The 19,035-nt window shown below is 54.8% G+C and carries 19 protein-coding genes and 2 tRNA genes; 7 read left to right on the top strand and 14 right to left on the bottom strand.

Annotated elements, in window-relative coordinates; genetic code table 11:
• Nucleotides 1–69 precede the first annotated feature (69 nt).
• Entirely contained in the window at nucleotides 70–840 is a 771-nt protein-coding gene (locus tag QP888_RS06275; protein WP_284812632.1) for an IclR family transcriptional regulator domain-containing protein, read from the top strand.
• 56 nt (nucleotides 841–896) lie between these two features.
• The gene (locus QP888_RS06270) at nucleotides 897–2,138 is read left to right on the top strand and encodes an acetyl-CoA C-acetyltransferase (protein ID WP_284812631.1); all 1,242 of its coding nucleotides are present in this window, start codon (nucleotides 897–899) and stop codon (nucleotides 2,136–2,138) included.
• A 21-nt stretch (nucleotides 2,139–2,159) separates the two neighbouring features.
• Here QP888_RS06270 and QP888_RS06265 read toward each other — a convergent pair whose 3' ends face one another.
• The gene (locus tag QP888_RS06265) at nucleotides 2,160–2,837 is read right to left on the bottom strand and encodes a DMT family transporter (protein ID WP_284812679.1); all 678 of its coding nucleotides are present in this window, start codon (nucleotides 2,835–2,837) and stop codon (nucleotides 2,160–2,162) included.
• On the bottom strand, nucleotides 2,719–3,081 hold the full coding sequence (locus tag QP888_RS06260) for a DMT family transporter (RefSeq protein WP_284812678.1): 363 nt from the start codon (nucleotides 3,079–3,081) through the stop codon (nucleotides 2,719–2,721). The genes QP888_RS06265 and QP888_RS06260 overlap by 119 nt, the downstream gene beginning before the upstream one ends.
• A gap of 183 nt (nucleotides 3,082–3,264) precedes the next feature.
• Here QP888_RS06260 and QP888_RS06255 point away from each other — a divergent pair, with 183 nt between their 5' ends.
• Both QP888_RS06255 and QP888_RS06250 read left to right on the top strand, forming a co-directional pair.
• Nucleotides 3,265–4,239 carry an oxygenase MpaB family protein gene (locus QP888_RS06255; RefSeq protein WP_284812630.1) on the top strand — a complete coding sequence of 325 codons (975 nt, stop codon included), beginning with the start codon at nucleotides 3,265–3,267 and terminating at the stop codon, nucleotides 4,237–4,239.
• A gap of 151 nt (nucleotides 4,240–4,390) precedes the next feature.
• Entirely contained in the window at nucleotides 4,391–5,971 is a 1,581-nt protein-coding gene (locus QP888_RS06250; protein ID WP_284812629.1) for a succinic semialdehyde dehydrogenase, read from the top strand.
• A gap of 232 nt (nucleotides 5,972–6,203) precedes the next feature.
• Here the strand turns inward: QP888_RS06250 and QP888_RS06245 are convergent, their stop codons facing one another.
• From QP888_RS06245 to QP888_RS06230, 4 genes are read right to left on the bottom strand one after another with little or no spacing between them, the layout of a single operon-like run.
• Nucleotides 6,204–7,085, bottom strand: a complete 882-nt coding sequence (locus tag QP888_RS06245) for an oxygenase MpaB family protein (RefSeq protein ID WP_284812628.1) — start codon at nucleotides 7,083–7,085, stop codon at nucleotides 6,204–6,206.
• 18 nt (nucleotides 7,086–7,103) lie between these two features.
• On the bottom strand, nucleotides 7,104–7,862 hold the full coding sequence (locus tag QP888_RS06240; RefSeq protein WP_284812627.1) for an FAD-dependent oxidoreductase: 759 nt from the start codon (nucleotides 7,860–7,862) through the stop codon (nucleotides 7,104–7,106).
• Between the two features lie 60 nt (nucleotides 7,863–7,922).
• Nucleotides 7,923–9,161, bottom strand: a complete 1,239-nt coding sequence (locus QP888_RS06235; protein ID WP_284812626.1) for a DUF6114 domain-containing protein — start codon at nucleotides 9,159–9,161, stop codon at nucleotides 7,923–7,925.
• Nucleotides 9,145–9,729, bottom strand: coding sequence for a DUF6230 family protein (locus tag QP888_RS06230; RefSeq protein ID WP_284812625.1), 585 nt, complete (start codon nucleotides 9,727–9,729; stop codon nucleotides 9,145–9,147). The genes QP888_RS06235 and QP888_RS06230 overlap by 17 nt, the downstream gene beginning before the upstream one ends.
• Nucleotides 9,730–10,016: 287 nt before the next feature.
• On the opposite strand from QP888_RS06230, the gene QP888_RS06225 reads away from it, so the two are divergent.
• The gene (locus tag QP888_RS06225) at nucleotides 10,017–10,715 is read left to right on the top strand and encodes an RsbRD N-terminal domain-containing protein (RefSeq protein ID WP_284812624.1); all 699 of its coding nucleotides are present in this window, start codon (nucleotides 10,017–10,019) and stop codon (nucleotides 10,713–10,715) included.
• Nucleotides 10,716–10,768: 53 nt separating this feature from the next.
• Nucleotides 10,769–11,242, top strand: coding sequence for a helix-turn-helix domain-containing protein (locus QP888_RS06220; protein WP_284812623.1), 474 nt, complete (start codon nucleotides 10,769–10,771; stop codon nucleotides 11,240–11,242).
• Nucleotides 11,243–11,275: 33 nt separating this feature from the next.
• Here the strand turns inward: QP888_RS06220 and QP888_RS06215 are convergent, their stop codons facing one another.
• From QP888_RS06215 to gltX, 5 genes are all read right to left on the bottom strand, one after another.
• A complete protein-coding gene (locus tag QP888_RS06215; protein WP_284812622.1) occupies nucleotides 11,276–12,115 on the bottom strand; it encodes a GDSL-type esterase/lipase family protein in 840 nt (279 codons plus the stop codon).
• Between the two features lie 155 nt (nucleotides 12,116–12,270).
• A complete protein-coding gene (locus QP888_RS06210) occupies nucleotides 12,271–12,579 on the bottom strand; it encodes a hypothetical protein (protein ID WP_284812621.1) in 309 nt (102 codons plus the stop codon).
• A gap of 71 nt (nucleotides 12,580–12,650) precedes the next feature.
• Nucleotides 12,651–12,723: transfer RNA gene (locus QP888_RS06205), tRNA-Glu, on the bottom strand.
• A gap of 33 nt (nucleotides 12,724–12,756) precedes the next feature.
• Nucleotides 12,757–12,828, bottom strand: a tRNA-Gln gene (locus QP888_RS06200).
• Nucleotides 12,829–12,991: 163 nt separating this feature from the next.
• Complete coding sequence (gltX, locus tag QP888_RS06195; RefSeq protein WP_284812620.1) at nucleotides 12,992–14,497, bottom strand: glutamate--tRNA ligase; 1,506 nt, start codon at nucleotides 14,495–14,497, stop codon at nucleotides 12,992–12,994.
• A gap of 49 nt (nucleotides 14,498–14,546) precedes the next feature.
• On the opposite strand from gltX, the gene QP888_RS06190 reads away from it, so the two are divergent.
• Nucleotides 14,547–15,644 (top strand): isochorismate synthase, encoded by a 1,098-nt coding sequence (locus tag QP888_RS06190; protein WP_284812619.1) that lies wholly within the window; start codon nucleotides 14,547–14,549, stop codon nucleotides 15,642–15,644.
• Nucleotides 15,645–15,648: 4 nt separating this feature from the next.
• Here the strand turns inward: QP888_RS06190 and QP888_RS06185 are convergent, their stop codons facing one another.
• Genes QP888_RS06185 through QP888_RS06175 form a run of 3 tightly spaced genes read right to left on the bottom strand, consistent with a single transcriptional unit; the run spans nucleotide 15,649 to nucleotide 19,007 of the window.
• Nucleotides 15,649–16,443: a fumarylacetoacetate hydrolase family protein gene (locus QP888_RS06185; protein WP_026167789.1), complete on the bottom strand. Its 795-nt coding sequence runs from the start codon at nucleotides 16,441–16,443 to the stop codon at nucleotides 15,649–15,651.
• 19 nt (nucleotides 16,444–16,462) lie between these two features.
• Nucleotides 16,463–17,119, bottom strand: coding sequence for an exonuclease domain-containing protein (locus QP888_RS06180; protein ID WP_502869132.1), 657 nt, complete (start codon nucleotides 17,117–17,119; stop codon nucleotides 16,463–16,465).
• A 22-nt stretch (nucleotides 17,120–17,141) separates the two neighbouring features.
• Nucleotides 17,142–19,007, bottom strand: coding sequence for a DUF294 nucleotidyltransferase-like domain-containing protein (locus QP888_RS06175; protein ID WP_284812618.1), 1,866 nt, complete (start codon nucleotides 19,005–19,007; stop codon nucleotides 17,142–17,144).
• Between the last annotated feature and the right edge of the window lie 28 nt (nucleotides 19,008–19,035).

Genomic DNA, 19,035 nt, shown 5'->3' with positions numbered 1-19,035 from the left:
TTCGAGCATTACACTTACGAGCACAGTTGCCAAAAATTGCTAAAACACCAAGACGGAAAGGACTCAGCAGTGTCGGATACTCAAATCGTGCAATCACTCACGCGCGGGCTTGCTGTGATCAAGTCCTTCAGCGGAGAACGGCCACGACAAACGTTGTCGCAGGTAGCCACGCACACCGGGCTTGCACGTGCCACGGTTCGGCGCTCGCTACACACGCTGATCTCGTGCGGCTACGCAAGTACCGATGGCGTCGAATTTTGGCTAACACCAAAAATTCTGGAGCTCGGTTACGCCTACCTTTCCAGCCTAGGCCTGCCTGCGCTAGCCCAGCCCCATCTGGAGGCATTGTCACGCAGAATCGATGAGTCATGCTCCCTCAGTGTTTTAGAAGGTGCGGACATCGTCTACATTGCCCGCACAGCAGTGCGCCGCATCATGAGTGCCAATATCACCATCGGAACGCGGTTTCCGGCATACGCCACGTCCATGGGGCGAGTACTGCTCGCGCATTTACCCCGCACCCAGCTCGATGCTTATCTGCGAGACACACCGCTTACCGCAATTACCGAGCGCACCATCACCGATCCAGCGCTATTGCGAAAAGAGCTCAAAACCATCCGAGAAGAAGGCTGGTGCATCGTCAACCAAGAACTCGACGTGGGGTTACGGTCAATGGCAGCACCGATCTACGACGCCCACGGCACCGTCATCGGGGCAGTCAACATTTCCACCCAAATCGCTAACCACGACGAGCACTCTTTACACGAAAACCTGTTGCCAGCTCTCCTGGACTGTTGCGAAGATATCTCGTCGGACCTAGAAGCATCCCAAAACTTTTAGACCCATCACGCAGCCCGTCAGCTCTCCACTTCACCCCAAGCAAAAAGGAAATTCTCATGGCTTCCACAGCCCACGACAACCAAACCATCCCTACCATCGTCATCTGCCACCCAAAGCGCACACCAGTAGGCCGCTACGGTGGTGCTCTGAAAACCGTTCCCGTACAAGATCTCGCCAGCACGGTGGTAACGGCAGTAATGAACGATTCCGGCCTGGATCCCGCTGAAGTAGATGACCTCATCCTGGGACAAGCCTCTCCAAGCAGCGCTGCACCAGCACTCGGTCGCATCGTTGCCTTGGATTCTGGGCTCGGCCAACACGTTCCCGGCATGCAACTGGACCGCCGGTGTGGTTCTGGCTTGCAGGCAATCGCTACCGCCGCTGCACATATTGTTGCTGGTGCAGCTGATCTCATCATCGCCGGCGGTGCAGAATCCATGTCACAGACGGAATATGCCGTGGATGGGTCGATCCGCTGGGGAGTTAAAGGCGGCTCAATGGAATTGCACGACCGGCTCGCACAAGGCCGCGAAAAAGCCGGTGGAAAAAACCACCCGATTCCTGGTGGAATGATCGAAACCGCAGAAAACCTACGCCGGGAGTATTCCCTTCCGCGGAAACCACAAGACGAGCTAGCTGTCAGCTCACACCAGCGTGCAGCGAATGCGCAAAAGCAAGGATTCTTCGACGCGGAAATCGTGCCAGTCCGTATTCCACAGCGTAAAGGCGACGACATCATCGTCGACAAGGATGAACACATCCGACCAGAAACCAGCTTGGACTCATTACAAAAACTGCGTGCGGTTCGATCCAAGTTGGACAACGAGGCCACGGTGACAGCAGGCAACGCCTCCGGACAAAACGATGGTGCGGCGGCGATGATCGTCACCACTGCGGACAACGCCGAAAAGCTGGGCTTACAACCAGCCGTCAAACTCGTGGGCTGGGCCGTAGCCGGAGTAGCTCCAGAAACTATGGGGATCGGCCCAGTAGCAGCCGTCGACAAGCTGTTTCAACGCCTGCAGCTCAGCTTTGACGATATCGACCTGATTGAACTCAACGAAGCGTTTGCTGCACAAGCGCTGGCTTGTTTGCAGGAATGGGGCATCGACGCCGACGATCCCCGCTTAAACCCTTCCGGCTCCGGCATCTCTCTGGGACACCCGGTTGGTGCCACGGGTGCACGCATGATGGTCACCGCAGCGCACTATATGCACCGCACCGACGCACAACGCGGACTAGTCACGATGTGCATCGGGGGCGGCCAAGGCCTGGCAGCCATCATCGAAAAAGTCTAAGTCAAGTCTTTTCTGCTGCGGCTAGACCATCCGCACCAGCACAACGCCGAGGAAGATCCCAACCAGCCCACTGACTCGACGGGCAGTCAGTGGGCGTTGTGTTGCCCCAATCCAACCCCGCGTTTCCAGAAGTTGTCCTGCCGTAATGGTTCCAGATAACGCCGCAATTACCATCAACCCGGTACCCAGAATCGGGGCAAACAGCGCTCCCCCGACGACGAAAAACGCGCCCAGAACACCGCCGAGCCATTTCCACCACGGACCTGCCGGAATGGGGCGGAATACCCGCGAGCACCCGGGCAAAACGAGACTCAAGATAAACAGCACAGCGACGCCAACCACGAGCGAGAGCAGACCTGCATGAATTGGCGATCCAATAACTGCCCCCAAACGCCCGTTGACGGCAGTCTGGGTGGCTGAGCCCATGCCAATCGCAATACCAAAACCACGCCAAGCCCAGGCGGCTAGCCCCTGAGCGTTTCCCTCCCAGAGACGGCCACGGCCGATATCCAGCACCACCGCGGTGGCCCCCAGGACAATGAGCGCACCCAGCAGACGCAACGGCGAAACCGGCAGCACGTCATAGCCGAAAAGCCCAAAGTGATCGACAAGCAGGCCCATCAACATCTGGCCGACAATGGGCATGATGACGGTATGCACGCTCCCTATCTGTGGGAACAACAAGATATTGCCGACAATAAATAGCACCCCAAGTGGACCACCGAGAAATAACCACAGGGGGGGCGTCGGCAAGCGAAGAAAAATCCGGCACAGGCTGACCAGTGAGCAACCACGCCACCGGTAAAAGCGAGCTGACACCGATAAGGAACGAATACAACGCGGTGACGACAGGATCACGAACATCAGCACGTAAACGGGTATTAATAGCGGTTTGTACAGGCACAATTGCACCCACACCGATGGCTCCAGGAAGTGACAACATCGTGCTTATTCTTTCTGCTTCATAAAGTATTTGTGCTCGATTCGTCCCCATTTTGTCACCAACCGCCGGGCCTGACGCACCGAGTTGTAACCTACGCACAATCATCTGTGAAATAACACCGCAAAAATTGTGCACAGTAATCTGCATCACTAGCATGACCGCTAAAGAAAGAAAGGATGACCCATGACATCTTCACCAGTTGACCACAAAGCCGCCACCCAAGAGCAGTTTCCCCCAGATTCTGACGAACAGCGCGCAACCGGCACCCACGGCGAACCACGCCCAGAACAAGACCGCGAACTCAAGCGTGCACCGTTAGACGAAGATTCACTGCTGTGGCGCTACGGTGCTGACAGCCGCCTGCAGCTGATGCGCGGTTACACCGGCATCCTGCAAAACATGCACCCATCGATCGGCCAAGCGCTGCTGGATCACTCGAAGTTCTTCGAAGAGCCTTTCGCCCGCTTGGAGCGTTCCACACCACAGATCATCGAATCGATGTACACCCCATCCGATGAACTGTCGAAAAAGATTCGCGATTACCACGTCAACATTCGCGGCAAATTGCGCGATGGCCAGCGCTACCACTCCCTGAATCCCGATACCTACTGGTGGGCTCACGCAACTTTCGTCTACCGCGTGATCCGTACCCAGGACTTGTTCGGTACCCCGTTCACCCGCGAAGAGCGTGAACAAATCGTCCAAGAAGGTGTCACTTGGTGGGAAAAATACGGCGTATCCAACCGTCCGGTCTTCGACACCTACCAGGAACTGGTCGACTACATCGCTGAAATGACCGAAACCGTGCTCGAGCGCAACGACACCGTCGATTTCGCCCTGCGCACCGCCCGCGTTGAGCCCATCAAGGCACCAGATGGGGTTTCAGAGCGAGTATGGAAGATCATCTGGAAGCCAATCATGCGCAGCATGATCTGGTTGACTATCGGCACCCTGGAGCAATCGCAACGCGATATCCTGCAGGTTCCTTGGACAAAGAAGGATCAAAAGCGGTTTGACCGCTTGGCCAGCTTCATCCGTAAGGTTTACCCGAAACTGCCATTGTCGAAGCGCTACATGAACCCTGGCCGCGACGAGATGATCAAACACGAAATGTTTGACGAAAACGATCAGCTCAAGCCTATCGGCTCTTTCGACTAAGGTGCCTGCTTACGAGCAATCCGCTTATGGCACCGTAAGCTGACACATTCAGCTGTGGCGGCCCGATCGTAGTGATAAAACTGCCCGGGCCGCGTTTCGTTTTTAATACCCCTTTAATACTCCTTCCACAACGAACCCAGAAAGTTACACCATGGCACCACGCATCAAGGTTGCACCACTGCCCGATGATCTTGTGAATGGATATCTCCTGCTCACAGCCAACGTGACTGGCCGATTCCACAACGAATCTGACCGGCAAGACATTGAATCACCATTTTTGGATGAACCATTCGCACACGTTTATGTTGGCGATGAAGAAGTCGTGGACTACGCTTTCGGTCGCGCTCGTCAGGCTCAGCAACGTTGGGCAGACACTCCAATCAAACAGCGGCAACAAATTTTCCGCGATTTTCACGACCGAGTAATCGCACACCGCGAACTCCTCGTCGACATCGTGCAAATGGAAACCGGGAAAAACCGTTTATCCGCTCTTGACGAAGTCCTCGACGTAGTCAGTAACGCTCGCTTTTATGCCAACGCTGCCCCACGCCTGTTGGAAGAAAAATCCATGCCTGGAGCCATTCCTGGCCTCACCCGCTCGAAGTTGCAACGGACTCCGAAAGGCATCGTCGGACAGATCAGCCCATGGAATTACCCACTTGCCTTGGGTATGTCTGACGCGATTCCTGCACTGTTGGCAGGCAATGGTGTTGTGGCAAAACCAGACTCACAAACTCCATTCTCTCTGCTTTCCGTCCTACGGTTGCTCTATGAATCCGGCTTGCCACGCGACCTCATGCAGGTCGTCACAGGTTCTGGCCGTGTGGTCGGAAGCGCAATCGCGAATAAATGTGACTACCTGATGTTTACCGGCTCGACTGCCACCGGACGCATCTTAGGTCGTACTGCAGGTGAACGGCTCATTGGCTTTTCTGCTGAACTGGGTGGCAAAAACCCTTTGCTCATCTCCGCCGATGCCAATCTGGACCGCGCACTCCGCGAAGCAATCTCGGCATGCTTTTCCAACAGCGGTCAGCTGTGTGTATCCATTGAGCGTATCTACGTAGAAGAAGCTGTGTACGACGAATTTGTCTCACGCTTCAGCAAAGCTGTCAAACAAATGCGCCTGGCTTCCGGATTTGATTGGGATGCTGACATGGGCTCGCTGGTGAACGCTGACCAGCTTGAAACCGTCTCGACGTTTGTAGAAAATGCCAAGGACAAAGGTGCCCGCGTCATCGCTGGCGGACGCGCCCGCCCTGAGCTGGGACGATATTTCTACGAACCTACTGTGCTTGTCGACGTTCCCACCGACGCAGACTTATACCACGACGAAGTTTTCGGTCCCGTCGTCTTCATCGAAAAAGCTGCGAACCTGGACGAGGCCATCGCCAAGGCCAACGACACGTCTTATGGTTTGAATGCTGCAGTCTTTGCTGCTTCCGAAACTGGTTGGAAGGCCGCTGGACAACTACAAGCCGGCGGCGTGGGCATTAACGACGGTTACACCGCAACTTGGGCCACCGTTGCGAGCCCTCTAGGCGGCATGAAAGATTCCGGCGTTGCCCGCCGCCATGGCGACGAGGGATTACTGAAATACACGGAGCCACGCAACGTCGCGGAACAACGCGGTATTTCTATGCGCGGGCCAGCTTCGCTACCACGCAAGACGTACGGCACCTTGATGGCACAGGCAATGCTGTGGGGCAAAAAGCTGAAACTACTGCCCTAATTAGAAGCATTCCCTTATAAGGGTGCAAGGGCCTGCTACCCCGGTTGTATTATGATGACGTGCCCCGCACGTCCGACATACAGCCGGGGACTTTGCCTGTGCGCATATTCCCTACGCACTGAATCACAGAGGCACGCGACCACCTGCACACAGCGGTAGGAAACATACGAAAGCCACGATGTTTGTGAAAACACCGTGGCTATAACCAACGAACAATCGTTAGTTTTAAAGCTTATGCTCCGGCACGTTTGAACGCGTTGTCAGCGATCGGCACCATGCGCATTTTGCGTGGCAGTACTGCAAAGATGCCCCGTACGGTACGAGAGAACAAGAAGAAACGACGCTGGTCTTTCTTCGTCCAGCTCCACCCCAGTTTTTCCCGCAGATTTTCTGGAACTAGACCTGTAGAAACCCAAATGAGCAAGCGCGCAACGATCGGAGAAAGCGGCGCCCATAGCTTCGCAGGAATTGCTGGGTGCGGTGGATCGATATCGAGAACCCGGACAATACGAGACCGTTCAATGGTCTCTGTCTTCCGCAGCTTGTTGTCGATGAAATCGTTGACGTAGGCGTCGAACTCTTCGTAATTGGTTGGAGCATCCTTCGGTTCAGCGACACCGTAGTAAGAATACCACTTGCGGCATTCTTGAAAAAGCTGTTCTTTTTCTTGCTTGCTCAGCTTCGGTGAAAAATTACCAGCCAAAACATACGGCATCATTGCGAACGTGGCGTGCGCCCAGTAATAGGCATCGGGGTTCATGGAGTGGTAGCGAGTACCGTCCTCATGAGTACCTTTCACGTTGCGGTGGAAATCGCGAATCATCGCACCATATTCCTCGCCTTCATAGACGGTGCGAATAATGGGGAAAGCCGAACGGACCAGACGGGCGACTTCATTGTCAAAGAAGTTGGAGTGTTCGACCAAGGAGCGGCTGATATCTTTGTGTGTAGTTTGCAGCACACCGGCATACAACGCTGCAAACAGAGAGCGCCAATCACCGAAGCGCTGCCACAAAATGGAATCGGGTCCGAGCTCTGGTAGCTCGACTGCGGGCGCACCAGAGGCCAGATATTGGTTGGATTCACTGTCGGTCATGTGATCACGAGAACTCATGCTGGTAGTCATACGTATCTAGCTTTCTGTGAGTGGGGTGTGCGTGTGTGCAGCTTCCATGAAATCGCGCAACTGAGAGATCAGCTTTTTCCGTTCCGGTGCGGCCGTCTTCCAATAAGACCGATTGGCCGCCAGCTGACCAGGCCCTTTCACCTCAAGGCGACGGACCCAATGCTGTGCGTGATTAGCTTTAGCTTCAATGAGATCAAGCGGGTAGCTAAACAGCCCCTGCACCGCGGGCTCTGGGGCATCCATGAGTAACAGGTTCGGCGCCCCAATAGGAACGATATCGAGGTGTCGATGCAAGCCTGGGACATCAATTTCACGGCCGTGTGGCCCCCGAATTTCGTCCAGGCTGCTTGTGCCGGTAGCAAGAATCAAAACGTCAGCTTTAATAACCTCGTCATCAGCTTCGCCGGTATTCACATCGGTAACGGTGATGTGCCATTGTGCAGAGTCTTTATCGAACGCCGCGGTATCAGCGTGGGTCTCCAGGCGCAGCTGCGCTGGCGAAAAATCCAAGGCCGCTTTGATATGAGCACAAGCAGACTCCGCCGAGCCGTCATAACCGGCGTGCTTAAGGTTACCTTTCCGGAAACCGAATTTCTTAGGGCGGTCAGCAGGACGCGGCCCGGCGTATTTACCACCGACGGTATCTTTTTCCTCGACAACTACTGTGTCGAAACCGATCAATGCGCATTCCGCAGCGGCAGCGACACCAGCTGCACCTGCGCCGACCACGCATACCGTTGGTTTGCGATAGGGCTTCATCGCCATAATTGGCTCCTTAATCTGGCGGGATTGGGTAGTCGAAGTGTTATGGTTTGTTTGATCTGGCTACCTGGCATGCACGCTCAGGTTTGGCGCATCCAGTACATCGCCGTCGACGGACAATGCTTCCAGCGAAACATCACGCAACGAGATGTGATTCATGACTGCATCCGGAACTGCAAGCTCCGTGAGTCCAGCAGCAACGAGTTGATCTGTCAGTTCGTCAATATTGCCCGCAGCGTCGAGCCTGAGAGGAATCGTCTCTACCCCAGCTATAGCCGGGGTGGCGTTCAAGATGCGCGTACGCAGCACCGCAGGATTACCTTTCAACGTCGCTGTGGTTCCTGGACCTGAAGTCAATGCGCTCACTGCACCATCACGTCCAGGGAGATCGAATGCAATATTGTCAACAGACACAGCGTTGCCGCTAAGTTCGATCATTTTTTGTGGTCCTTGCTGAGTTTCCACGATGACGATCGCAATCTTGGCGTTGCCACTCACCGTCACTTCGTCAGCTGTCACCGGTTGCGTCACTCCCACAATGCTCGGAGCAACCGGGTCAACTTGCGCTTCGGCATACGGTTGTGGAGCGCTGACAACGGCGATACTGGCAGCCAGTGCCAATGCCACCGCTAGGACTGACTTGGTGGTTGAAGAGTTACCAAGTAGCTCATCTAGTGTCAGGTCTGTGGGTTTCTTCTTCTGATTATCCGCGGAGGTAGTGTTATGCGCGGCGGAAGAGTCCTGAGCGTGTGGTTCTGCATTTGTGGATGCTTGCCGACGCTTTTGGTTGGTTTTGTCCGCTTTTTTCTTGCGCCTGTCTTTTTTGACGCTTTCGCGGTCTCTTTCATCCCACGCGATAGCGAGGGAACCACCAATGATGCCGAACAATGCCCCAATGATGAATCCACCGAAATTTGAGGCCGGGAGTGAAACCACGGCGAGAACCAATGCGAGGATGCCAGCAAAAACTGTCAGATCCGGGCGTACCCATACACCAATACCGGACATAATGAGCATGATCCCAATCAGCAAAGTCGATACTCCCGACATAGCGGAGACGACTACGAGCAAATCCTGTATTTGAAAAGACAAATATGCCGGCGCCAGAATAATTACTCCAGCGAGGATCATAAACAGCCCGCCCATAAACGGACGCCCACGGCGCCATCGACGAAAACGCCCGGTCATAGACTGTGGTGCTTCTGCGGCGCTGGCTTTGGCGAATTGTTCGGTAACCAGCTCCGGAGACGCTCCGCTAAGCGAGTTTTCACCTGCGGATTTTCCGTTAGGTGGCACAGACATTGCCATCGCCCCTTTCGATGGTAACTGAGACGTTATTCACCGTGAGGTCGTCCGAGGCCAGCGACGTTGCATCGATATTGCGGGCATGGACGTTAATGTGGTCCGAAATCAATCCCCACGACCCTGGAGGAGCATCCGGGTTCCGTTGGCTGACATCCGCACCTAGACGAGGGCGTTGCAGTGTCAGGTCACCTTGCAGAACTTTCGCTCCAACAATCAGATTGTTACCTGCCACAGTGTTCTCACCGTCGGAAGTTAGTTTAAAGCTAACGTCACCAACACCGGGAATCGCACCCAGTTTGGCGGAAAGGCAAAGATCGGAGGCTGTTACTTCACCGAAGCGCAGGCGAGAAACTGGAATATCGCCATTTTCACCCAAGGTGTCGGAGTCAACGAACAGTGAAAAATCTGTTCCGTTCGCTTCTCCCATAGTGACTTTGAATATGGTTCCGGACAGTGCCAAACCAGCGTTCAAACCACCTTGTGCCATGGCTACACCCGCGCCGGCCGCGCCGATCATGCCTGCGGTGAGAGCTGCGACGAGTCGTCGTGCCCGTGTGTGTCCCATGCCTACTCCTTCTGTGAACTCGCCACCACTGTCTGCGGTGCTTCAGCTCACAGTACATTTTCGGGCAAGACACTCCGAATGGTGATAAGCAGTTTTGGTCACATTGCACAATTCACGCTATATTTTTCCTACGAGAATGTTAATTGGCTCACTTATTAATTAGGTAACCATAACCAGATCTGGAGCGTGTGCTTGTCGCTACTTCGCATACACGAGCCAAGCACCGCCAAGTACACACTGACGAACGTCAAGCACACACTCACAAATAAGGAAGGAACGTCCAGCCCATGGATAAACAAATCCGAGTAGTAGTCACCCAACACTTGAACAAAAATAGTCAATCTCTTACTGACTCAATTTGCGAACAAGTCAGCAAAGAGTTTCAGGAAATCTTCAATTCCGATTTCACCGAAACTATGCGGCAGAGCATCTATACCAATCTCATGCTCTTCAAAGACTTCGTTGCCTCCGATGGCGACCCCCGAACTATCCAACCGGGACAACCCTTGAGACGAATGGCACACACGCTCGCAGCACGAGGGATGCCGCTGTCAACCTTGATTATGCTATTTCATGGCACGCACAACGTCTTAGAGCATAAATTACTCCGGCTAACCCATGAGTTATTCCATGAATACGATGTGACCGATATTATTCAGATCCTTGAGCAGCTTCGAGTACTAGCGAACAACTTCGTGCGTATTCGAACAAACTCATTTCCCGCTATTTATGCCGAAGAAGCGGCCCGGCTGCGTGTTCCAGGCGACCCCGCATTGCTCAACGAAGTCCGTAAGGCTTTGCGTGCCCCGGAAGACGTACCTGTGATTATGGATTATTCACTCGACACCTGCCACACCGCTTTTCATCTCTGGGCCAACCCAACTAAGCAATTAGAACACGAAGAGCTGTTTCGCACAGCTAAAGAAATAACGGAAAAACTCGCGCCAATCGCCCCTCGCTCATCGTGCATTCCAGTCCTTCTTTAGTGTGGGGTTGGTGTGCATTAGGCACCGAACAGCTACACGGGCAGCACTTACCGGTGACGAACGACGAATTCCTGTCTATTGTGCCCACAGAATGTCACCTCACCATCGCTGCTGGTTTCACTGGCGCCAGTGGATTCAAGGACGCACACACCCAAGCAGACCGTCTACGGCGAGTAGCCGAAGCCCAGACAAATAAAGAACGCTCGGTCTTAAGCAGCGCCGACGAGGGTGCACTGACTGCCGCGGCTTTTATTGACCGGATCCCCCTAGCCCACAATCTGATCTGGTCAGTGCTGGGTGAACTTTCCGCCAGCGATGAATACTCCTTCGCCATCCGCGAAACGGCACGAAGCTTCTTAAAAAACGGTATTTCCGGCGCGGCGAAAGATATGGTGATTCACCGCAACACCGTCAAATATCGCGTCGACAAGTTCCGTGACGCGCTCGGCACACGTGATATCAACGGCGCCGAAGTGCGCCTTGCACTCGAGTTATCGCACTGGCTTAACAACGCAGAAACGAACTAAAGCCCGAGCAGCACATCAAAAACCGCTTGCATTTTACCAGGTACCAGCGATGATATCGGCGATATGGCGGTTTCCTTCATGCGTGTAGTGGAAGGTCATGTTGTACGGATCAGACTGGTTGTCCAGGAATCCAGCTACCCAGCGCTGTTCCTTCGGGGCACACTGGCCATGGCCATGAGTCGCACGGTTGAGGTCGAAGTATTCGACATCCTTGTCCGCGGCAACAGTCTTCTGCCAGTCTGTCACCGCACGTAAAGAATTACCCAACGGCGCAAACGGGAAGCTCAGTTCTACCTGGTTGAAGTGGACTGGGCAGACAAAGTCATTCATACCCAACATTTCTGGGTACCCCAAAATCTGAATTCGCGCGTTCGGTGCGGCGTGGCGGATACGATCGATCTGATGACCGACGTAGTCACGGTACGACTGCTTTTGGTGAGCATAAATTCCAAAGCCCTTGAAGTTGTCGTTCAGGCCAATCTGCATGTGTACATTGGTGGTTTCTGGATTTAGTTGCTGGGACTGCAACGCCTCATCAACCTGCATCGCCAACGGGCTGTGATTATTCAACATTCCATAGGTAGCCGCACCCGAGCACGAAAAATCAGACACATGAGCACCGTGTCGACGCTCCAATTCCACGCCGATGCGGTCAATACCCTTCGGGCAGCTGCTGTGCTCTGCGAGCGTGACGCCCGTGGTAAACCCTGGGTTAACGAAGTCCACAAAACCGTGCGGTGGGTTGGCCAACAAAGAGTCGCCGAACAGCACCACGTTACGCTGCTGTGCTTCCGCCGCAGGCGTATTTGCTACGACACCGGTTGCTCCCACCACTGCCGCCGCCACGGCAGCGAGTACTTTACGGAACTTCATAGAACCCCTTTAACGATTTTCTGCATTCTTGTGTGACTCTTAAGTACGTGACTACGCTAGCAGCCACTAGAATCACTCTAGCCACATCTATGCTTCGTTAATTTAGCAGCCCCCGTTTCATTCCGCTCGGTTTTTGCAGGATCAATCCACTACTTCTAGTTTTTAGGATTCCGTTTCTTATCTTTAGGCTTCCGCCCGAACAGAAAGAATGCAAGTGGGCCCACGACGTCCGCTAACCAAGTGACAACAAACCACGCTTTCCGGTTACCCCGCAGCCGCTTGTCCGGTGTGTGGTACACATGGTGCCACGTAAACACCTTTTCGAAAACAACATAACCAACCAAGCCGAGCACCAAACGCTTGGCCTGGGGGCTCAGGCTATTCCAGCCCTTAGCCTGTCTGAGCTCGTCGCTAAGCTCCAGATACCTCGACCAATACTTCTGCAGTTGCTTCTTACTACCCATAAGCTCCAAGTCTAGATGGCATAAAGCAAGCGCGCAGGCGATCCGTAATGAATCATCCTGCGCGCTACTTGTACCCCGTACGGGATTCGAACCCGTGTTACCGGCGTGAGAGGCCGGCGTCCTAGGCCTCTAGACGAACGGGGCTAGAACTAGTGAAACCATTCAGCAGTCTCACTGCTGGCCTACCAGGACTCGAACCTAGAACGACGGTACCAGAAACCGCTGTGTTGCCAATTACACCATAGGCCATTGCCGCAAAAACTTACGGAGGAAAATGATCAATATTGATAATACTTATCGTATATTGTTTTCTTCCGTGTCGCTCTGTGCAACGGTTATATACTATAACCATCACTCTAATATTCCACCAAATCAGCAGCGCAGCTACAGTTTTTGCGACTTTTTCGGCGGCTTAACCACGCCCTGTGTTCTGCTCCCATGGGGTCTGCGCACGAGCAGCACGCAGCCGCGTCAACGTCGATTCGCGCCCCAATAGCTCCACGGATTCGAACAGTGGAGGCGAAACCGCGGCACCGGAGATTCCCACACGCAGTGCGCCATAAGCCTTGCGTGGTTTCAGTCCGAGGTCCTCGATCAGAGCCTTGGACAACACCGTTTCCAGCTTCTCGGTTTTCCACTCCTCACCTGCCACGGCCTCAAGCGCAGCAATGGCCTCATCCAAAGGCTGGATGGCTTCTTCTTTCAGGTTCTTACGCGCCGATTTCTCATCCAGCTGCAAATCAGCATCGTCGGTAACCAAGAATTGCAGCAGGTCGTAGGCATCCGAAAGCACCTTGATGCGGGTTTGCACCAAATCAGCAGCGATAGCGAATTTGTCTTCTGGATAATCTGCTGGGAAATCCGTAAATTCGCTCAGGAAAACCCGCAAACGCCGGGTGAATTCCGCAGTATCTAAGCGGCGGATCTGATCTGCGTTGATTGCTTCGAGCTTCTTCTGGTCAAAGCGTGCAGGATTCCCCAGCACATCCTTAACGTCAAAAGCCGCGATCAACTCATCAACGCTGAAGATATCCTGATCACTGGACAATGACCATCCCAGCAAAGCCAGGTAGTTCAACATGCCTTCGGGGATGATGCCGTTGCGGCGGTGGTTGAACAGGTCCGACTGTGGATCACGCTTCGACAGCTTCTTGTTCCCCTCACCCATCACGAACGGCAAGTGGCCAAATTCCGGCGTGGCTTCGGCCACGCCAATGCGCTGCAGCGCGCCGTACAGCGCCAACTGTCGCGGTGTAGAAGAAAGCAGGTCTTCACCACGCAACACGTGAGTAATCCCCATCAGCGCATCGTCGACAGGATTAACCAAGGTATACAGGGGCTCGCCATTGGACCGGGCGACGACGAAATCCGGCTGCGTCGCAGATTTGAATTCCACCTCGCCGCGCACCAGGTCGGTCCAGGCCCAGTCCTGATCCGGCATACGCAAGCGCCACACTGGCTTACGGCCTTCCGCCTCAAACTGGGCGATCTGATCCTCAGTCAAGTCGCGGTCATAGTTGTCGTATCCCAGCTTCGGGTCCCGCCCAGCGGCGCGGTGGCGATCTTCTACCTCGTCGGCAGTCGAATAAGCCGGGTAGACCTCGCCGGCGTCAATCAGCTTGTTCAACACCTCTGCATAGATGTCCTTGCGCTGTGACTGCCGGTATGGTTCATGCGGGCCGCCGATGTTGATGCCTTCATCCCAAGCTAGGCCCAACCAATCCAGGCCGTCGATAATGGCCTGATAGGATTCTTCCGAATCGCGCTTGGCGTCGGTATCTTCAATGCGGAAAATCAGTTTGCCACCGGTGTGCCGGGCGTAGGCCCAGTTGAACAAGGCCGTGCGCACCAGTCCGACGTGCGGAGTTCCAGTGGGCGAAGGGCAAAATCGTACGCGTACATCACTCATAGCAGCCATGGTAGCCCAGTTATCGCACCGTATTGTAGGGGCGGTATTATCGACAGTTATGCAATCGTCCCGCCCTACCACCGCACCGGATTTTTTGCTCTCTCGAGCACACGGATCTGTGCGTACCCAAGGTTGTGTGGACACCTACACCGACATCAACCAAGCCACCCAGGCGCTTGCCGACGGCCAGCACGAAATGATCGTCGGTGCCTTGCCCTTCAATCCCAATGACCGGGCTGCGCTCACGGTGCCAGAATCCATCATTCGGGAAGACGGCCCACTGGAACCGCCCGCCTATTATCGCCAGGGTGACTTGCGCGCGCGGATCACCTCGGTGGATCCAGAACCACAAGAACACCTGCGGCGGGTGGAAGCCGCCATCGACACGATCATCTCGTCACGCTTAGAAAAAGTCGTGCTCGCCCGGGCAGTCGATTTCGAATTTCTTGCCGACGTCGACCCCCGGTTAGTTGCTGCCCGATTAATTGATAACTCTGCTCACCACGACGGTTTCATCGCTGACCTCTCGCCTGCTGGACGCGAAGGCCACATGCTGGTGGGCTCATCACCAGAGGTATTGGTGAAACGACAGGGCTCTACTGTCAGCGCCATCCCCATGGCCGGGTCGGCTGCACGTTCGACAGATCCTGTCACAGACGAAAACGCACGGTTTCAGCTCCAGAATTCTGTAAAAGACCTGCACGAACACGCATTCGTGGTGGATCATCTGCGTGCGGCGCTATCCCCACTGTGCGAGCAGCTGAGCATTCCGACGAAGCCACGGTTGATCAAAACCAATGAAATGTGGCACCTGGCAACCCCGATTAGCGGGCAGCTGAAACAGCCGCAATTAAGCGCGCTGGAGCTTGCCGCTCACATCCACCCCACCCCCGCAATTTGCGGCACCCCAACCGCAGCGGCCGATCATTTGATCCATACCGCGGAATCTGCCCGCGGGTTTTATGCCGGTGCGGTTGGCTGGTGCGATAACACCGGCGACGGCGAGTATTTGGTGGCCATCCGCTGCGCAGAAATCTGGGGCCGCCAGGGACGTACCTGGGCCGGTGGCGGTATCGTGGCTGATTCCGACCCCGAACAAGAATTGGCAGAAACCACAGCGAAGCTACAGACGATTCTGCGTTCGCTGGGTTTATAAAAAATTAAGCACGCTCTACTGGGTTGCCGAGCTTGCCCAAACCTGGGATTTCAATTTCAATGAAATCACCTGGCACCATTTCCTCCGTGCCAGCTGGCGAACCGGTGCACACAACGTCGCCTGGCAACAGCGTCATCGACGCCGTGATCTTTTCCAAAATCTGGCCCACGGTATTGATCATCTGGCCGGTAGAAGAATCTTGCTTGATATTAGTTTCGCCGTCATGGGTGAGATACGCCTTGATCGGATGATCCGATAGATCGAATTTATCGACATCCGTCTCAATCCACGGACCCAACGGAGCGAAGGTGTCGATGCCTTTAGCACGAGCCCACTGGCCATCTGAAAACTGCAGGTCACGTGAGGAAACATCGTTAATGATGGTAAAGCCCAGCGTGACATCTTTCCACTGCTCGGCCTTCAGGTTTTTGCACGGGCGAGAAATCACCAATGCCAACTCGCCTTCGAATTCTACGCGGGTGGCAAAATCCGGAATCTTAATCGGGGCCCCCGGGCCGGTAATCGCTGTTGGAGGCTTCAAAAACAGTGTCGGAGGCAGCGATTCTGCAGATTCTTTGAACACCTCCGCAACGTGGTCTGCATAATTGCGTCCGAGTGCCACAATTTTCGATGGCAGCATCGGAGCCAAGAGTTTTACGTCATCCAACTTCCATTCCTTGCCAGTAAATTCCGGCTCAGTGAATGGGGTGGAAGAAATTTCGCGGGCAACCAGCTCATCATCACCTTCGATGACGACAAAAGCCATACCCTCTGGGTGAGCAATTCGTCCAAAACGCATGCTTTCTACTGTACAAGGCCTATTCCCTAATATCTTTTAAGGTGCGCACATTGCTCGCCGAGGTAATCGCAAGATACGCTTCCGCGCAGGCCAACGCATCGTTTAAAGCGTTGTGGCTGGTGTAATACGGTAAACGATAACGCTCACGAACCCGCGGTAAACGCAGATCTTCCCCGCGCGGGTAGGTTGCCATGCGCTCCATGTGGCGTCGTTCGAGGCTAAACGTGTCGACGACCGTGAGATCTGGGACCGCGCCGTCATACAGTTGCCGACAATGTTTGTGCACAAAGCCCGTCTCTAACGCTGCAAAGTGTGCCAACAGCACACGGCCCTGCAGTGCCTGCAGCAGCTGCTCGATCGCTTCTTCCGGTGAGACACCCGTGGCGACCTCGTCGTCAGTAAGACCATGGATAGTGGCAGACTCGCCTACCTCAGCCCCAGCAACCACCACATAGCCTGCACCAGATAGATCAATGCTGCGACCATTGAGCGGCACCCATCCGATCGAGAGCATCGCATCGCGGGCAGGCTTAATCCCGGTGGTTTCCATATCCACCGCGAGCATCGGCAGCTCATCCAACGCAATATGACCCGCAGGCGCAGCAATATCGAAGGTCTTTTGGCCCCACAACCCCCCGGAGATGGCAGAAATAGCAGAACGAAAACTCACAAGCACCACCTATTGTTTCACCTATAATTTAAGAAATAGTGCGCACAGGGTATTTATTACCAAGCGCGGATTGCATACGCTTGATCACCTGGAAAGAATCTCGGAGATGCTCGCGATCCATTTTCGACAGCCGCTTCGGATCCACGTGGTAATCCGGCTGCTCACCATGACGAAGTTGCCGCGCCTGATGGCGCAAGGTGAGTGTGCGCAGGAAATAGAAAGCGTCGGCAAGATCGCGTGCCCCCTCTCTGGATACACCAGAACCAGCTGCATGTTCTAGCCGGGTTGCAGTGTCAACGGCATCAACCCCGGATGCGATGGCATAGAGCCGCGCCATCTGCACGATGCTGTACGTGCCGCCAGTTTTAATATTTAGCGTGCGTGCGTAATCACCGGAACGCTCCACCACCAAGCCTTTGAAAAACGTCAACGGAGGCTCACGACGCGCAGCTAGGCTTGCCAGATGCGCGTGCAAACGCTTGGACTCGCCGCCCATGCGCACCGCTGTGCGGTGAACGGCGTCGGCAAGCGCAAGATCGCCATAGATCGGGCGGAAATCAAAGAAGGTCTGCGCATGCAATAAAGCATCGGCATCTGGTGCGGTAATCCACGTGTGGAAGGTATCCTCCCAACCACGGGCCGTCTGGCGCCACTGCGGATTTGTCGCCATCATATCGCCTGGGCACCACTCTTGTCCGGCCTCGGCGAGACCCTCGCACACCCAACGCGCCAACTTCGCAAAGTATTCACCATGGAGGTCTGGGTCATAATCATTAGACAACACCATCGCGTTGTCTTGATCCGAGGACAGCCCCATCTCGCGACGGCCTTGCGAGCCCAAAACCACAAAGGCATACGGAACCGGTGGCGCGCCGAATTGTTCTTCTGCCAGTTCCAATAGCCGGCGAGCGATACTGTCTGCGGCGATGGTCATCATCTGCGCGGCTTCCGCAAAATCACCGCTGCGATCGAGAAAACGCGCAATCACCGCGCAGGCCTCACGATAAGTATCACGCAGTTCCTCACGGGAAGTCCGTCGAGAAAAGTCTGCGGTTAAGTAGATAGGGTTGACTCGGAGTAATCGTGCAATATCGGCACCAGCGACTACCCCGACGGCTTTACCTTCTTGCAACACTGGTAAGTGGTGGATTTTCAGCTCGGCCATCAGCAACATTGCTTCAAATGCCAGTGTCTCTGGAGTGACGGTACGCAGGTCCCGCGTCATCACTTCGCGAACCGGCAAGGAGGTATCCAGTGACTGCGCAACCACGCGGCCGGTCATGTCGCGATCGGTAACAATGCCGCACAGGGCTCCGTCGGCAGTAATCAGCAGGGATGAAACTGCTTGTTCCCGCATTTGTTGTGCGGCCGTGGCAATGCTGGTGTCCGGCCTGGTGGCCTGCGGGTTCACGATCATGACATCGCGCAGAGGGGTGCGTAACACCCCCGTAGCGGCGTCGTCGGCAAGCTCCTGTGCCGCACTGCGGATCTGCCGGGTTTGCAAAGAGTAAAAACGCTCAATATCCGGATGCTCTGCACTTGCGCGTTGGAAATCTTCGCGCGATAACTCGAGCACCAGACTGTCTTCTACCGCCACGGTGGTATAGCGTGATTCAGCAACCCCCGGATTCGCCACTAGCGTTGAATAGCCAAAGCTCAAGCCCGGCTCGCGGCGGTCCAGCAGCCCGCCGTCGGAATCTAGCACATCCACGGCTCCAGAACGAATGACATGCAAGATGTCATTACGTTGGCCCGCGGTAATGATCGTGGTGCCACGCCGGATATAGCGCATGGTCATAGATGCAGAAATAGCCGCCAGATCAGCTGGCGGCAAATGCGAAAATGGCTCATGCTCAGCCAAAAAGCTGGTGACTTCCTCTACTTCAACGCTCATGTCCCTAGATTACTGGAGCAGAGCGTAA

It is taken from the genome of Corynebacterium sp. MSK297 (assembly GCF_030232885.1).
Taxonomy (GTDB): domain Bacteria; phylum Actinomycetota; class Actinomycetes; order Mycobacteriales; family Mycobacteriaceae; genus Corynebacterium.
The sequence above is the reverse complement of the archived record's forward strand: the minus strand, read 5'-3'. Positions and strand labels throughout refer to the sequence as shown.

Coding starts and splice junctions, on each gene's coding strand:
- gltX (WP_284812620.1), bottom strand. CDS start 14,497: ATGGCTGCTATGAGTGATGTACGCGTACGATTTTGCCCTTCGCCCACT.
- QP888_RS06230 (WP_284812625.1), bottom strand. CDS start 9,729: ATGGGACACACACGGGCACGACGACTCGTCGCAGCTCTCACCGCAGGC.
- QP888_RS06235 (WP_284812626.1), bottom strand. CDS start 9,161: ATGTCTGTGCCACCTAACGGAAAATCCGCAGGTGAAAACTCGCTTAGC.
- QP888_RS06255 (WP_284812630.1), top strand. CDS start 3,265: ATGACATCTTCACCAGTTGACCACAAAGCCGCCACCCAAGAGCAGTTT.
- QP888_RS06210 (WP_284812621.1), bottom strand. CDS start 12,579: ATGGGTAGTAAGAAGCAACTGCAGAAGTATTGGTCGAGGTATCTGGAG.
- QP888_RS06240 (WP_284812627.1), bottom strand. CDS start 7,862: ATGGCGATGAAGCCCTATCGCAAACCAACGGTATGCGTGGTCGGCGCA.
- QP888_RS06245 (WP_284812628.1), bottom strand. CDS start 7,085: ATGAGTTCTCGTGATCACATGACCGACAGTGAATCCAACCAATATCTG.
- QP888_RS06225 (WP_284812624.1), top strand. CDS start 10,017: ATGGATAAACAAATCCGAGTAGTAGTCACCCAACACTTGAACAAAAAT.
- QP888_RS06175 (WP_284812618.1), bottom strand. CDS start 19,007: ATGAGCGTTGAAGTAGAGGAAGTCACCAGCTTTTTGGCTGAGCATGAG.
- QP888_RS06250 (WP_284812629.1), top strand. CDS start 4,391: ATGGCACCACGCATCAAGGTTGCACCACTGCCCGATGATCTTGTGAAT.
- QP888_RS06215 (WP_284812622.1), bottom strand. CDS start 12,115: ATGAAGTTCCGTAAAGTACTCGCTGCCGTGGCGGCGGCAGTGGTGGGA.
- QP888_RS06185 (WP_026167789.1), bottom strand. CDS start 16,443: ATGCGTTTTGGACGAATTGCTCACCCAGAGGGTATGGCTTTTGTCGTC.
- QP888_RS06270 (WP_284812631.1), top strand. CDS start 897: ATGGCTTCCACAGCCCACGACAACCAAACCATCCCTACCATCGTCATC.
- QP888_RS06260 (WP_284812678.1), bottom strand. CDS start 3,081: ATGTTGTCACTTCCTGGAGCCATCGGTGTGGGTGCAATTGTGCCTGTA.
- QP888_RS06190 (WP_284812619.1), top strand. CDS start 14,547: ATGCAATCGTCCCGCCCTACCACCGCACCGGATTTTTTGCTCTCTCGA.